General features: G+C 32.1%; 19 protein-coding genes and 1 pseudogene. 5 read left to right on the forward strand and 15 right to left on the reverse strand.

Annotation, left to right across the window (positions count from 1 at the left end):
* Positions 1-624 carry an HD domain-containing protein gene (locus DSQ20_RS02830; protein WP_179365957.1) on the forward strand — a complete coding sequence of 208 codons (624 nt, stop codon included), beginning with the start codon at positions 1-3 and terminating at the stop codon, positions 622-624.
* 5 nt (positions 625-629) lie between these two features.
* On the opposite strand, the gene DSQ20_RS02835 is transcribed toward DSQ20_RS02830, so the two are convergent.
* Both DSQ20_RS02835 and DSQ20_RS02840 read right to left on the reverse strand, forming a co-directional pair.
* The gene (locus tag DSQ20_RS02835) at positions 630-812 is read right to left on the reverse strand and encodes a hypothetical protein (protein ID WP_179365958.1); all 183 of its coding nucleotides are present in this window, start codon (positions 810-812) and stop codon (positions 630-632) included.
* Between the two features lie 118 nt (positions 813-930).
* A complete protein-coding gene (locus DSQ20_RS02840; protein ID WP_179365959.1) occupies positions 931-1,773 on the reverse strand; it encodes a B12-binding domain-containing protein in 843 nt (280 codons plus the stop codon).
* A gap of 255 nt (positions 1,774-2,028) precedes the next feature.
* On the opposite strand from DSQ20_RS02840, the pseudogene DSQ20_RS02845 reads away from it, so the two are divergent.
* Positions 2,029-3,407: pseudogene (locus tag DSQ20_RS02845) on the forward strand (NAD(P)H-binding protein).
* A gap of 8 nt (positions 3,408-3,415) precedes the next feature.
* Here the strand turns inward: DSQ20_RS02845 and DSQ20_RS02850 are convergent.
* Positions 3,416-3,961, reverse strand: coding sequence for a YbgA family protein (locus DSQ20_RS02850; RefSeq protein ID WP_179365960.1), 546 nt, complete (start codon positions 3,959-3,961; stop codon positions 3,416-3,418).
* 144 nt (positions 3,962-4,105) lie between these two features.
* On the opposite strand from DSQ20_RS02850, the gene DSQ20_RS10995 reads away from it, so the two are divergent.
* Together DSQ20_RS10995 and DSQ20_RS02855 are read left to right on the forward strand one after the other, a co-directional pair.
* Entirely contained in the window at positions 4,106-4,267 is a 162-nt protein-coding gene (locus tag DSQ20_RS10995; protein WP_370464191.1) for a hypothetical protein, read from the forward strand.
* Complete coding sequence (locus tag DSQ20_RS02855) at positions 4,264-5,004, forward strand: peptidase (protein ID WP_370464192.1); 741 nt, start codon at positions 4,264-4,266, stop codon at positions 5,002-5,004. The genes DSQ20_RS10995 and DSQ20_RS02855 overlap by 4 nt, the downstream gene beginning before the upstream one ends.
* A 29-nt stretch (positions 5,005-5,033) precedes the next feature.
* Here the strand turns inward: DSQ20_RS02855 and DSQ20_RS10550 are convergent, their stop codons facing one another.
* The 4 genes from DSQ20_RS10550 to DSQ20_RS02875 form a co-directional block, all read right to left on the reverse strand.
* Positions 5,034-5,192 (reverse strand): hypothetical protein, encoded by a 159-nt coding sequence (locus DSQ20_RS10550; RefSeq protein ID WP_255458311.1) that lies wholly within the window; start codon positions 5,190-5,192, stop codon positions 5,034-5,036.
* Positions 5,193-5,340: 148 nt separating this feature from the next.
* The gene (gene hemB, locus DSQ20_RS02865) at positions 5,341-6,321 is read right to left on the reverse strand and encodes a porphobilinogen synthase (RefSeq protein WP_179365961.1); all 981 of its coding nucleotides are present in this window, start codon (positions 6,319-6,321) and stop codon (positions 5,341-5,343) included.
* A 31-nt stretch (positions 6,322-6,352) separates the two neighbouring features.
* Complete coding sequence (gene hemA, locus DSQ20_RS02870; RefSeq protein WP_179365962.1) at positions 6,353-7,618, reverse strand: glutamyl-tRNA reductase; 1,266 nt, start codon at positions 7,616-7,618, stop codon at positions 6,353-6,355.
* Positions 7,615-8,268, reverse strand: coding sequence for a bifunctional precorrin-2 dehydrogenase/sirohydrochlorin ferrochelatase (locus DSQ20_RS02875; protein ID WP_179365963.1), 654 nt, complete (start codon positions 8,266-8,268; stop codon positions 7,615-7,617). The genes hemA and DSQ20_RS02875 overlap by 4 nt, the downstream gene beginning before the upstream one ends.
* 106 nt (positions 8,269-8,374) lie before the next feature.
* Here DSQ20_RS02875 and DSQ20_RS02880 point away from each other — a divergent pair, with 106 nt between their 5' ends.
* The gene (locus DSQ20_RS02880) at positions 8,375-9,391 is read left to right on the forward strand and encodes an Lrp/AsnC family transcriptional regulator (protein WP_179366298.1); all 1,017 of its coding nucleotides are present in this window, start codon (positions 8,375-8,377) and stop codon (positions 9,389-9,391) included.
* On the opposite strand, the gene DSQ20_RS02885 is transcribed toward DSQ20_RS02880, so the two are convergent.
* The 8 genes from DSQ20_RS02885 to DSQ20_RS02920 all read right to left on the reverse strand — a co-directional run bounded on the left by DSQ20_RS02885 (position 9,388) and on the right by DSQ20_RS02920 (position 14,349).
* Positions 9,388-9,726 (reverse strand): hypothetical protein, encoded by a 339-nt coding sequence (locus DSQ20_RS02885; RefSeq protein WP_179365964.1) that lies wholly within the window; start codon positions 9,724-9,726, stop codon positions 9,388-9,390. The two genes, DSQ20_RS02880 and DSQ20_RS02885, sit on opposite strands and share 4 nt — an antisense overlap.
* Positions 9,727-9,733: 7 nt before the next feature.
* Positions 9,734-10,729: an aldo/keto reductase gene (locus tag DSQ20_RS02890; protein WP_179365965.1), complete on the reverse strand. Its 996-nt coding sequence runs from the start codon at positions 10,727-10,729 to the stop codon at positions 9,734-9,736.
* Positions 10,726-11,271, reverse strand: coding sequence for a DUF1802 family protein (locus DSQ20_RS02895; protein ID WP_179365966.1), 546 nt, complete (start codon positions 11,269-11,271; stop codon positions 10,726-10,728). Before DSQ20_RS02895 ends, DSQ20_RS02890 begins: the two co-directional genes overlap by 4 nt.
* Complete coding sequence (locus DSQ20_RS02900; protein ID WP_179365967.1) at positions 11,271-11,948, reverse strand: chlorite dismutase family protein; 678 nt, start codon at positions 11,946-11,948, stop codon at positions 11,271-11,273. The genes DSQ20_RS02895 and DSQ20_RS02900 overlap by 1 nt, the downstream gene beginning before the upstream one ends.
* Positions 11,949-11,992: 44 nt before the next feature.
* Complete coding sequence (locus DSQ20_RS02905; RefSeq protein ID WP_179365968.1) at positions 11,993-12,214, reverse strand: DUF167 domain-containing protein; 222 nt, start codon at positions 12,212-12,214, stop codon at positions 11,993-11,995.
* Between the two features lie 46 nt (positions 12,215-12,260).
* On the reverse strand, positions 12,261-13,031 hold the full coding sequence (sufC, locus tag DSQ20_RS02910; RefSeq protein WP_048109510.1) for a Fe-S cluster assembly ATPase SufC: 771 nt from the start codon (positions 13,029-13,031) through the stop codon (positions 12,261-12,263).
* A 98-nt stretch (positions 13,032-13,129) separates the two neighbouring features.
* A complete protein-coding gene (locus tag DSQ20_RS02915) occupies positions 13,130-14,086 on the reverse strand; it encodes a transcription initiation factor IIB family protein (RefSeq protein WP_007549954.1) in 957 nt (318 codons plus the stop codon).
* Positions 14,083-14,349 (reverse strand): H/ACA ribonucleoprotein complex subunit GAR1, encoded by a 267-nt coding sequence (locus DSQ20_RS02920; RefSeq protein ID WP_081470632.1) that lies wholly within the window; start codon positions 14,347-14,349, stop codon positions 14,083-14,085. Before DSQ20_RS02920 ends, DSQ20_RS02915 begins: the two co-directional genes overlap by 4 nt.
* Positions 14,350-14,397: the final 48 nt, after the last annotated feature.

Raw genomic sequence — 14,397 nt, forward strand, 5'->3', positions numbered from 1 at the left:
ATGGACGTTGTAAATTTGTTAAAAAATGAAGTACGAGGGTTAATGGATAATGATTCTGCACACGACTTTGCTCATATAATGCGTGTCTATAAAAATGCCCAAATGATATGTAAAAAAGAACGAGTAAACAAAAAACTTGTTCTCTGCGCAGTTTTACTTCATGATATTGTCTCATATCCAAAGTCTGACAAACGCTCAAAACTTTCTTCAATACAAAGCGCTAAAAAATCAAAAAAAATTTTAAAAAAATTTAATTTTGATAATGAAGAAATTCAAATAATTTCTGATGCTATACGTGATCATAGTTTCTCTCAAAATAAAATTCCTTCAACAATAGTTGGTAAAATTCTTCAGGATGCCGATAGATTGGATGCCATTGGAGCGATAGGAATTGCTCGAGTTTTTGCAGTTGGTGGTTCTGAAAAAAGACCATTTTATAATGTAAAAGATCCATTTTGTAAAAATAGACTTCCAGACGATAAAATTTGGACCCTGGACCATTTTTATCAAAAACTACTCCGATTGGAATCCCTCATGAATACAAAATCTGGTAAAATTGAGGCTAAAAAAAGAACCAAAATTTTGAATAGTTTTTTGAATCAACTAAAAAATGAAATTCAATAGTTGATTTAATTTTTCTTGCCTCTGGCTCTTGTTCTCAAAACCGCTTTACAACAAACACATCGAGTATCGTCAAGTGACAAAAATATGCCACAAAAAGTACACCTTTTTTGTCCAATTTCATATCTGATCTTATTTGGAACTGGTTCTGCTTTATGCATCTGGCAAATTCCTCTACATGTTCTACCCATTAAATTTCACCACAAGGATTCGTAATTGGTTCTTTTTTTGCATATTTCATTTACGTGTTATATTGATATAAACTGAAATTGAATATGAGACTAGTGCTAATTTTTAATTATGTTGTTTTTATGCCGTTCTGATAATTTTTGGAATTTCATCCAAATTTACATCCTGAATAACTTTGGCATTAAATTTATGAGTTTTTTCAGATTGAAATGCAAATCCACCTACTAATATTGGAATACTATATTGATCTTTTATTTTCTTGACTAATCTTTGACCTGCTGATATATTGTCTTCCAAAGTTATTGAAACCAATACTATATCTGGTTTGTTATATTCAATAAAACTAAGTATTGATTCTGTGGGTATTGATGTTCCTATGTTGTATACTTTAAATCCCTTTATTGAAAGATATGTCTCTAACACATCACATCCTAAATGATGCTCTTCTCCAAGTGGAACACACACTAGAATTTTCTTTTTGTTTGCACTACCTGACACTTTATCCATTATGATTTTAACTAGTGTTTGGGCAACATTACTTGCAACATGTTCCGTTGCTATGCTGATTGTATTGTCTGCCCAATCTTCTCCTATTTTATACATCACTGGCCTTAAAATCTTATCAAAAAAATCAGCTGGATCAAAAATTTTCATATATTCTTCATAAATTTTTACAGATGATTGGATATCCCCCTCAGTTAATTTTTTGTAAAGTGCTTGCTTTGATTTTTTTGTTGATTCCTCTCTTTTTGTTATATCTTTTGGATTATGTGATGCCAAAACTGCTAATATCTTTGGATCATTTCTATAGTCTAGTGGTATGTCATCTTTAACCACTTCAGATGCTTTTCCTAAATATTTTACAATTTCTTGTTTTGATGTATTTTTTTTAGAATTCCAGACACTTTTTACTAAGTATAGATAATTATCTGATTTTACTTTTTTAGCTCTAATGTATACCATGTTGAAATTTGATGCTACAAACTATTTAATTAATGCTAACCTTGATATCTAGTGCTAAAATTTTTTATATTTCTACTCAATTTAGCCTTGTTTTGAAACATATTTTCAATTTTTATTAGTATTTGGCACTAGCACTATACTATAGCACTAGTTTAAATAATTAATTTGATTAAGCGTTTTTATGCACATTTTCTACGGTTTGCAGTTATTTTGTTTGAAAATAGATGTATCAAGTAAAACCCAATTAAATAAACCATGAATCAAAAAATAAATAATCATACATCTCCTGAATTCACTCCTTATTCCATATTAGTTACGGGGGCTACAGGATTTATTGGTTCTAAGTTAATCTCAACATTATCTTCTTCTGGTTTTACTGTTAAGGGGATGAGTAGAAGAAAGCTTTCTGATACACATAATGTAAAGTATGTTCAGACTGATGTTTTGATGTTGAGCAATTAGAAAAAGCAATGTCTGGAATTGATATTGTGTATTATCTTCTCCATTCAATGGAAGGAGATAAGGAACACTGGAGAGAATTTGCAGCTAGAGAAAGAATTCAAGCTCAAAATTTTCTCAAAGCAGCTACCAAAGCTAATGTAAAAAGAATAATCTATCTTGGTGGGTTAGTAAATGATAGTTTGGAATTATCTCCGCACATGCAGAGCAGAAAAGAAGTTGGCGAAATACTTGCTTCTGGTGGCATCCCTGTTACTCAATTAAGAGCATCTCTGATTATTGGTGCTCAAGGAGGTTCCTATGCAATGCTCAGATATCTTGTAGAAAGACTACGAATAATGATTACGCCATCATGGGTGAAATCCCTTGCACAACCAATCGCAGTTGATGATGTTATAAAATATCTTATAGGTTGCATGAATCATCCTGAAACAAGTGGTAAAATCTATGAAATTGGAGGTCCAGATAAAATGACCTATGAAGAATTGATGCGTGTTTACTCTGCTTATCTAAATAAAAATCTCTTTGTAATCCAAATTCCATTTCTAACCACTAGGCTTTCATCTTATTGGGTGGATCTAATTACCCCTGTGAAGGCTTCTCTGGCACGACCATTAATTGATAGTTTAGTTCATGATACTGTCGTAAATGACGATTCTATTACTAAAATTATCCCAATTCAATTAAAATCAGTTAGAGAATCAATTGACATTGCAACAAAAGAGATGAGAGAAAATCCTCCTGAAATAAATCCAAGAGAAGAAAAAACTGGCTTTAAAATAAATCAAAAACTCTTACTTGGCTCACTAACTGTGATGGCAATAATTGGAACTACACATTACTGGCTTGATGATAGGCCTGAAGTTTATGCGCCCATTTGGTTTTTAGCTGGAATTATTTGGTATGCCGGAATTGCATCTGCAATTATTTTTGTTAATAGTAAAACCAGATTGGGATTTATGATTAGTGGTATTTTATCTTGGATAACTCTGATTTTTTGGTCACTCGACAACTTCAATCTTATTTTTAATATTTCTATACTGGCTTCCCCTCCAAATGAAATATTCGCTTTAAGGAATTTTATAGGAATTCTTGTTGTATCGATTGCCATAATTGCATCTCATAATACTTTTCACAAGGTAATTGATTATCAAAACAAAGGAAAACCAATTTAGATTTTTAATTATTCATACTCTTTGATATTTACTGATTGAAATATCGTCCTATGTTCAATATCTGAATATAACAAAAAATATGTTTGGCTTGCAAGATATATGTTATCAAAACGATAGATAATTGGGCTAATTTCTAAGAGAATTTCGCCTATGGTTTTTTTACCCTCTCTAAATTGTTCTAAACTATTCAAAAATATCCTTTTTTCATTTTGATCTAAATGTTTTAAAAAATAACCAAAAATATGCATTATTACATTGGAATGTGTTTTGATCGTTGGGGGTTTTCCCATTGCAATTCTTAGATGATTTTCATATTCTTGTAGTATTTCTGAAAATGGTATTTTTTTATGACTTGCAACAATACTTCCTAATTTTTTTAGTTCTACTTGATCATGAGCCATTAACATGAATTTGTTGGCTGTATGAAATGCTAACATGTTTTTGTATTTATTTGAACTTTTTACATCTTCAAATCTTTGTATCACATAATCTGATATGTCTTTTTCAGATATTTTGTAATCTTTATCATTAAAGTTTGGATTTAGTTTAGCCACTTTTTCATTTTTATTTCATTACTTAAATAATCAATTTCTTTTTTTTTGCAATTGGCACTAGCTTTTAAAATTTTTTTCTTGATAATTAGCACTAGATTATAATTTAGCACCATCTTAAATATTATAAGTTCCAACGATCTAATAATGAAAACAACAATTGCTGTCATAGCTTCAATTATTCTGGTTGGTTCAACTGCCTCATTTGCTAGTGCAGAAGGAGTCCCAGATTGGGTAAAAAATAATGCAGGATGGTGGGCAGATGGAACAATATCTGAATCTGAATTCATTCAAGGAATTCAATTTTGATAAAAGAAGGTGTAATTGTAATTCCTCCAACAGATGTGTCTGCAGAAAAATCTCAATCAGTTCCTGATTGGATAAAAAATAATGCAGGATGGTGGGCAGATGGAACAATTACAGATAAAGAGTTTGTCAATGGGATACAACATTTGATAAAAACTGGAGTAATTTCAATTTCTTCTGAAGTTAAATCTTCTGACTCTTTACCTGTTGCATCTGATAATTCAAAAATTGCGTCACTTGAGGCTGAATTAGAAAAATGTGCTGACATAAAACAAGCATATCCAAGATTAAATTGTGAAAAAACTGCAAAACACGCAATCGAGGCATACCAAATTATATCAAATGGCCAATCCTATAACGCAGGTCCACTAATTTATTATTGGACAGGTCTTGGTACTGAAGGAAATTCATTTGAAATTACTGAAAGTGGACAATCTATTTTATCCATCAGAATTTTAGCTTTTAACACTAGTACTGACAATGTTTCTATGATGTGTACTGGTCCTGCAGTCTGTAACTATGATGTTTGGAATGGTGATAAAGCATTCAAATATTCTGGGATGGATTTCACAAATGGACAAATTGTAGTAAAACCTGGCACCTCTGAAATATTTAACATGTTATTTGGACCAAACATTGGATATGGTGGAACTACATTTGAATATGATGCATCTAAGGAATATTACTTTAGAATCTCTGAACCATATGGCAAAGTATCTATTCCTTTAGAGATGCCATAGTCTTTTTTTCCTAAATATTTTTTATTTTTTTACCCATAGTCAATATATCGATTATATCTTTTCTCAACTTCTACGTTTGTTCCAGAAATAATTTTTTGATATTCTTCTTGCTTTCTTGATTCAATGTATTTTGTTATCTCTATAAGATCTTTGTCTGCTTTATATGATTCAAAAACAGGCTCCATCATTTTTAGGTATTCTAAAACTTTTTTCCTATATTCTTCACGAGTAGGGTTTTAATTTTATTTAATCTAAACCAAATAACTGCCCAACTTGAACCTACTATATGTGGTAATAAATCAAAAGCCCTTTCTATCTCAAAGCGTTCGTCGTTTCTCATGCTTTTTGAAGAAACTTTGCTGCAGATTTTGCAAAATATGTTACAATCATGTCTGCACCAGCTCGTTTAATTGAATAAAGTATCTCTTCTGTTATGTCTTTTTCATTTACCCAACCTTGTTTTGCTGCGCCTTTTACTAATGCATATTCTCCAGATACACTGTATGCTGCAACTGGAACATTGAATCTTCTACGGGTCTCGGCTATCAAATCAAGGTATGCTAAAGCCGGCTTAATCATTACGATGTCTACCCCTTCGTTGATGTCTGTTTCAACTTCCATCAATGCTTCACGTGCATTTGTAAATGGAACTTGGTACGTCTTTCTATCACCAAATTTTGGTGCACATTCCGCTGCATCCCTAAATGGTGAATAAAATGATGAACGATGCTTTGCAGAATGCGACATTATGGAAACATCTTTGAATCCTTCTTCGTCTAATGCTTTTCTAATGGCCGATACCTGTCCGTCCATCATTGCAGATGGTGAAACAGTATCTACACCAGCTTTTGCTTGACTAACTGCAATTTTTGCTAGTGTTTCTAGACTGGAATCATTATCTACTTTATCTCCCTTGATTATTCCACAATGACCCGTGGATGTAAATTGACATAAGCATACATCTGCCATGATTACTATTTTATCTCCAAAATTTTCTCTGATTTGAGAAATTGCCTTTTGAACAATTCCTTTATCATCAAATGCAGAAGTACCGGCATCATCTTTCTTTGTAGGAATTCCAAACAGCATGATAGACGGGATATTTAGATCCGAAATTGTTCCAATTTCATCATTGATGTCTTCTAAAGGTAATCTCTCAATTTCTGACATTGATTCAACTTTTATTCTAGATTTGAGGTCCTCTTGAACAAATACTGGGCAAATTAGATCTCTTGATGTTAAAGTGGTCTCCTGAATTAATTCTCTCATTTTCTCCGATGTTCTTAATCTACGAAGCCGTCTAGTTGGAAATGACATCATCAAAATTTATTGTGGGTCAGATATAATTCTAGTCTAATTCTTTTTGTTTTTTATAGTCAAATAATTTACTTGCCATTTCGATAATATCTGGCTCACCTTGTTCTGATGCCTTGCGTATGTTGTTCATAGGTGTTGATACAATACTTTCTACTACCGCCTTTGTCAATTCTTCAATTATCTTGATTTTTTTCTCATCTTTTTCATTAAGCATTTGAAGTGCTTTTTGTAATTCTTTTACTCTTAGAGAATCTATATTTTTGAAGACATCTTTCACCAATGGTTCTGCATCTAATCTTTTCATTGAGGCTTCTAGTACAGATACTTCCTCACTAATTATATTTTCAACACTTTTTACTTTGTTTAATCGCGATTTCATATTTTTTTCAACCATCTCAGCAATTTGATCTAAATTCATTAATTTCACTGCACCTATCGTTGCAACTTTCTCATCAACTGTTCTAGGATTTGATAAATCTAGAATCATCATTCCGCTTTTCTTTATTTTCATCGCTTTTACTATTCTTTCTTGAGTAACTAAAAAGTAAGGAGCAGTTGTTGCTACAAATAATACATCATAATTTTCAAATCCTGATAAGACATCTTCAAATTTTACAGGTTTACCTCCCATGGTTTCACAAAATGCCTGGGATCTATCCATTGTCCTACTAGTTACGACAAAATCATATCCTCTTCGTACAAGTGATTTTGCAACAAGCGTTGATACCTCACCAGTTCCAATTAGCAAAATTTTCTTTAGTTTTAACTCATCTACGTTTTCTTCAGCTAATTTTACTGCCATTGAACCAACTGATATGCCGCCACGATTAATTCCAGAAGAATTTCTAATTCTTGTTCCTATTCTGATTGCTTTATCAAATAAATTATTCAGGTGCTGACCGGAAGCTTTTGCGTTTCTAGCTGATGTTATGGAGTTTTTTATCTGACCTAGAATTTGCTCTTCTCCTATGACCATCGAATCTAATCCTGATGTTAGTTTTAGTAAATGGTGAATAGCTTCTGAGTTTTCAACAAATTCTATGTTTTCTTCAAATGCTTCTTCTTCTAGTCCTGTTAGTGAGGCCCATGTTTTTTTGATTTTACTAATGTTGTAATTTTTTGCTTTGCCAAATAGTTCTATTCTATTACATGTTTGAATAATCACACATTCCTCCAAACCCGAATGTTTTTTGAAGTGAACATATGCATTTTCTAAATCTCTTATGGTGAATCTTTCAAGAATATGAATAGGTGCGTTACGAAAAGTAATCCGTGCATTGATTATGTTTTGGTTCATTTCCAGTTCCTCAATATTGTTCTAGCTTGATTTTCTGCTTTTTTCAGCTGACCTTCTTTTATTAACTGTTTGATCTCTTTGTTATTCATTATGTTATTGAGATAGTTTTTTCTTTCATTTTGGGTAGCGATCTTGTTTTTTGCAATTTCTCTTATAATATTCTGAATTTTTATTTGACCAATTTCCTCTTTTGTAATTAACTTCTTGAATATTTTCTCTGACTCCATTCTCAATTTTTTAGCCATTGCTGGACTTTTCCCGCCTGTAAAGATTGCAATCTGAATTAAATTATCAAAATCAATAATTGCAGGATTAGAAAAATCGCTTAATTCTGAATTGTCAGAGCTATATGCTGTGATTTTTTTACTTTTAGCATCATTAATTATTTTTTGATTTAATTTTTTATTGTTTGTTGTAGTAATTACTATATCTGGTTTATAGATTGAAAGAATAGACGTATCTTGAATTTTTTGTTTTTTAAATTTAATTTTTTTATTTTTTATTAGGTTTTTTATCTGATCATTTATTGTGCTGCTAATTACTATGATCTGACACTTTTCTTTTAATAATGATTTGATTCTTTTTAGTGCTTCATTTCCTCCTCCGATAACGATGACTACTTTACCCTGAAGATTTAGATTAACTATCACCGATCAAAACAACTACTGTTTCTATTTATACATTAAACTCTAATGCGTAATATCCTAGCTACATTTTTAATTGAATAATGAGATTGATGGTATATTGACTCAATCCATGGATGATTTGGATAAGGAAATTCTTAATGAGATTCAATGGACTTTTCCACTTACGCCAAAGCCTTTTGATGACATTGCAAAAAAATTTGAAACTACTCCTGAAATTATTAAAGAACGACTAGTAAATCTTAAAAAAATTGGAGTATTGCGACAGCTTAGCGCAATATTTGATACACGACGACTTGGTTACAAAAGCTCCTTGGTGGCAATGGAGATTGAATCTGATAAATTAGAATATGTGGCAAATCAAATTAATCGTCATCCTGGTGTAAGTCATAACTATGAACGGGATCATCAGTTTAATCTATGGTTTACTCTAGCAGTACCGCCTGGTTCAGATTTAAAATCTGAAGTTGACAAATTTTCTGTTTTAAAAGGAATTAAAAAAGTTAGAATGCTTCCCACAATCCAATTATTCAAAATTGGAGTAAAACTGGATATGATTGATGAAAAAAAACATGATATTGCACCAACTGAAGAAAAAAAAGAAATTAAAAATATAAAATTTGTTCCTACTGAAGAAGACAAAGAATTCATCCGTGAATTGCAAAAAGATATGGATATTGTTGATAGACCATTTTTAATTCCTGCAAAAAAACTCGGACTCACTGAAAGTGAATTATTTGATAAACTAAAGTATTATGAGGAAATAGGAGTAATGAGAAGATTTGCCGCAATTTTGCGACATAGAGAAGTTGGTTTTACAGCTAATGGCATGATTGTTTGGAATGTACCTTATGATAAAATTTCAGAAGTTGGTTCGAAATTAGGTGCTTTCCCTCAAGTCAGTCATTGTTACCAAAGACCAACATATCCTGATTGGCCATATAGTGTATTTTCTATGATTCATTGTAAATCTGAAAGTGAAGCAGGAGAGGTTGCAAAAACTATTCAAAATCAAATTAATGTGGATGATTACAAAATATTGTTTAGTACACGTGAATTTAAAAAGACCCGTGTTGAATATTTTGTTGAAAATACTTTTACTTTAGAAGAAACAATCTCAGCATCTTAGAATTCGTTTTCATCGTGTCCTACCACATGAATCATACAAAAGTATTGATCATTTATGTTGCAATAATACTCTGAATTATTCCTACAAATCTTACATGGTGGTTTTTCATCCTGTTTTGATAGTTTTGTGTGGTATGCTTTACTTCTCACAGTTTTGTTTGAATTTTTGTAAATTCTTGTCATGCTTGAAAAATATTTTAAATCTAAAGGACTTAGTTCAGCATTATTTTTAATTTTTTTAACTATGGCATTCCATTTTTTATATTCTCCAATCTTTGCAAATTTCATTCTGTCTATAATTTCTAATGTCTTTATGACATCTAATGGTTTGTCCATTTGAAAACTAATTTGCTTGAGTTGCTTTTAATTCGTATGTAGGCCATGTATTATACAAGTCATCAATCTCTTTCATATCTGAGGAATTCAGATATTTACCGTCTGATATTGCTGCAAATGATTCAATTTCTTCAACACTTACAACTGTGGGTAAGACAGATCCGATTGATTTTTTTGATAAGATAAATTTAATTGCAAATTCTGTTATGTTTAATCCGTTTCGCTCAGCAATTGGTCTGAACTGTTCTACTTTTTTTAGTGCCTCTTGCCTCCATTCTTGTTTTCTGTCTTTTCTATGATCATTGCTTGGAATTACCGTCTCTGCTTTTACTTTGCCTGTAAGAATTCCTGATGCATCAGGTACCCTGACTAAAATTCCAACATTTTGTTTCTCTGCTTTTTCAATTAATTCATTTCCTGGTGTTTGTTCTAAAATATTATACACTGTTTGAACTGCTGTGACACTTTTTCTTTCCATAGCTTCTAGTCCTTCCTGTGCCCATCCTATTGCTGGACCAAGTGCAACTTGTGATGCTTTTATTTTTCCTTCCTGGATTAAATTATCTAATAAATTAAAAGTGGTGTTATCTCTAATGTGATTTAATTTTGGATTATGTAATCCATAAACATCTACATAATCTGTTTGTAGTCTTTCAAGTGATGCACTAAGTGCCTTTCTTGTAAACTCTGGTTCAAAACTTTGAGGTAGTTCTGCATGTCCTATTTGCTCTGCATTTGCAAAATCATATCCGTATTTTGTCGAAATTACTACTTCATTTCTCATTCCTTTGAAAACTTGTCCAATTAGTTTCTCGGTTATTCCTTTACCATACATATCAGCTGTTTCAAAGAAATTAATTCCTAAATCGTATGCTTTTTTGAGCATTCGTTTTCCTTCATCTTCTTCTATTTTCTTACCCCACCAATCGAGACCTAGTGTCCATGCCCCAAATCCAATTTCAGATACTTTGATTCCGCTTCTCCCTAATGTCTTATACTTCAATTTACTATCTCCTTGAACTCATCTAGTTTTGATTCAATTTCTGTATTACTCAAAACAGTTTTCCCCTCTGTAATTTCTTCATTTATGTTTATCCAAGATTTGCAACCCTGGTATTCAGATTTTAATGGTATACTTAATTCCGGAATCTTGTAGACTTTTAAAAACATGGTTTTCATAGGATTTTCTGGTTTCCAATTTCTTCTTTCATTGATGTAGGAATCACTCCAAATATGAAATGGGGCTAATTTTTTTATTGTCTCTTCTACTGAAATGTCTATTTCTGCCAATATTTCAGCATACGATGTAATTCTGTTAAATCCGTTTTTTGGTGGGTTTGATTTTACTTGTTCGAGATATTTATGAAATTGTGGTTTTATGTGATTGTGTTCTTGATGCTCTTGTGTGGGAAACAATAGAAACTTTTTTGATTCAATCCTAAATCCTGATGTGACATCTAATATTCCACCTTTTCTTAAAAGAACTGTTTGATCACCGTTTTCTAGTGCACTAACAATAGTTGCCCATTCTTTTAGAGATTCCACTATCCAAGACTTCCTATCAAAGGAACAATGTCTTTTTTAACACATACGATCATTGGAGTATCTTTTTGTACATATTTTGAAACTCTTGTTTCTCTCAAATCCATTATCAAATCTTGAAAATCTCTAATTTCGTCCACTTCAAATGCTAACATGAAGTCTTCATCATGAATGCCAAAAGAATATGTCGTGTTAAGTATGATTTGTGGGTATTTCCTGCTAACTTCAATATGCTCATCCATTATTGATTGTCTTTCTTCTTTTGGTAGTAGATACCATTCTCTGGTTTTTGTAAATGGATAAACTATTACATGTTTTTTCATTTCTTCATCTACAATAAACCCTAATGGTTTTCCAGATTTTATGTAGATTGAAGGTCTAGTGCAAGACAAATACGTTTTTGCTGGTATGATATATTTTCCAAAAACCGTTGTGTATAGTTTTTCTATTACCTTTTGAATCTCATCTACAGTTTTTGCTGCAAACCAAAACAAAAAGTCTGCATCATCTCTTAATCCTAATGTTGAATACGTTCTAAATTTTATCCCCGAATTTTTAATTACATTTTCTACTTCTTTTGCAGATTCATCTTTAGCTAAATCTGCCATCCATCTCCATTTGGGATCTACCCTGAAAAACGAGAAATTAAAAAAATACTGCTCTTCGTTATTTGATTCCATGCTTTTCCATTTTTAAAACCCTATTTAAACAAAAACTAGATTCTCTAATCTTGTATTTGTATGATTTTTTGACTTGACTTATGTCCTGATTTTATTTGAATCATTGATGTTGAAACTTTGAAATGCTTTGCAATTTTTTTAATAATTTCTTTATTAGCTTTCCCTTTGATGGGTTTTGTTTTTATTCCTATGGTGATTTGGTCTTTCTCAATACTGAAAAATTCTTTGTTAAACTCTACATTAACTTTGAATAGCGACAATGACATCAAAAATCATTTACGCTTATTCTTTTTAAAAATATATTAAAATTGATTATGCTTTTTGTTCTAAAACCCAATCATATCCTTCGCTTTCTAATTTGTCTGCAAGGGATGCGTCACCAGTCTTTAAAACTTGACCTCTTGCAAATACGTGGACATAATCTAGTTTATCTAAAAATTTCAAAATTCTTGCATAATGTGTAATTACAATTATTGTAGAATCTTTTCCAGCAACCTTGCTAATTGCTTGTGCAACTGCTTGAACTGCATCGATATCTAACCCAGAGTCTGGTTCATCTAAAATTGAAATCTTTGGTTTTAAAACAGCCATCTGCAATACTTCAGCACGTTTCTTTTCTCCACCTGAAAACCCTTCGTTTAGATATCTTGAAAGAAATTCTTCTTTTAATCCAACCTTGTTTAAATTATCTTTGAGGTATTTCTGAAATTCTCTTACTGTGATGAATACTTCTCTGTCGTCACCTTGAAGTGCTTTACTTAGTGAATTGTAAGCTGTTCTAAGAAAATGTGAAAAACCAACACCTGAAACTTCGGTAGGATATTGAAATCCTAAGAATAATCCTTTTTTTGCACGCTCATCAGCTGATAATTCTAAAATGCTTTCTCCATCTAACAAAATATCTCCTTTAGTAACTTCGTATTTTGGATGTGCAAGTAATGTATATGCTAAAGTACTTTTTCCAGAACCGTTTGGTCCCATGATTGCATGTACTTCTCCTGGGCCTGTTTTCAGATTTACTCCTTTGAGAATTTCTTTACCCTCACGAGTAACATGAAGATCTTTAATCTCAAGCACTGCCATAATTCAATTTTGATTCTTTCTATATATAATACCGACGAAATTTAGCTAATCCTAATAGAATTTTCTAAAATAAATAATAAAATGAAAAGGGGGGGGGATTAAAATTTGGCCAGAGACGGTCTCAAAGTAATTTTGAGTTTATAGCATGTTAGAATCTCTTTACATCTGTTTCTGATTGTTACTTCTGTGACACCTGCAATACTTGAGACGTCTCTTTGAAGGACATTTTGTCCTAACAAAACTGAGGCTACATACAGATACGCGGCTGCAATTCCGTTTGGTGCTTTTCCGTCTGCAATATTACTGTCTTTAGTTTTTTCTGCTATTTCTAAGGCTAGTCTTTCAACTCTAACTTCAGTTTGTGTCATGTTTGCAATCTTTGAGATGTATTTGTTCATAGTAACAACTGGGGCGCTTATTTGCCCCATTTCCATTACCATGGTTCTATAGTATTTTGCTGCAAGTTTTGTTTTTGACTTGACATCTTTTGGTGCACATATTCCTCTACAAATTTCTTCTAATGATCTTACAACGTCGCATTGTTTACATGCCATGTAGATTGTAGCAGCTGTAATGCTTGATACAGATTTTCCTTTTACCTCTACATGTCCATCCAAGTTTCTGTAAATCATAGAAGCTGTTTCCAAGACATTTTTTGAAAGATTTAGACCATCACATGTCTCACCCATTTTTGATAAAACATTTGCCAATCTTCTTTCTCTTGGTGAAGAAACGCGTACCCTTTGTTGCCATTTTCTGAGATTGTGCATTTGATTAGCAACTTGATGGTTGATTGTTTTTCCACTAAAGTCCTTTGTGCTAATTGATATCTCAGTTGTTATTCCCAAATCATGTTGAGAATAAGTTGTTTGTCCTGTTGCTCTTGCTAGCTTCATCTTGTCTTCGAGATTTGAGCTCTTTGTTTCTGGACCATAATCTACCATCTGATCTGCAACAACTACGCCGCAACCAGAGCAGATTATTTCACCATTCTGAATGTCATCTACTAATGATGATTTACATTCAGGACAGCTTTGGGTTTGTAATATGTTCATTTTCTTCTTCTCCTAAATTTTTGTGTGTTTGCAGGAGAATGTTCAAATGCAAAAACGCTTTTGCCAATGTATTTTTTGATATTATTTGTTAATGGAGTTGCTGACGCAAACGGTCTTTTTATTGGACCGATTAGTTCCATTACTTTTGCTACTTTAGTTCCTGTCTCGTCACAGAGTATTGCTCCTTCATCTAACTTTTCAGTCAGCTGAATGATCACTCTGCCGCTACCGGCTAAGTGCATTATTTCACCTACCTCCTGCAATTAGAAACTGTAATCATGATATTGTTATCATAGACTTCTGTCAACTTT

Origin of the sequence: Nitrosarchaeum sp. AC2, from assembly GCF_013407385.1 — an archaeon.
GTDB lineage: Archaea > Thermoproteota > Nitrososphaeria > Nitrososphaerales > Nitrosopumilaceae > Nitrosarchaeum > Nitrosarchaeum koreense.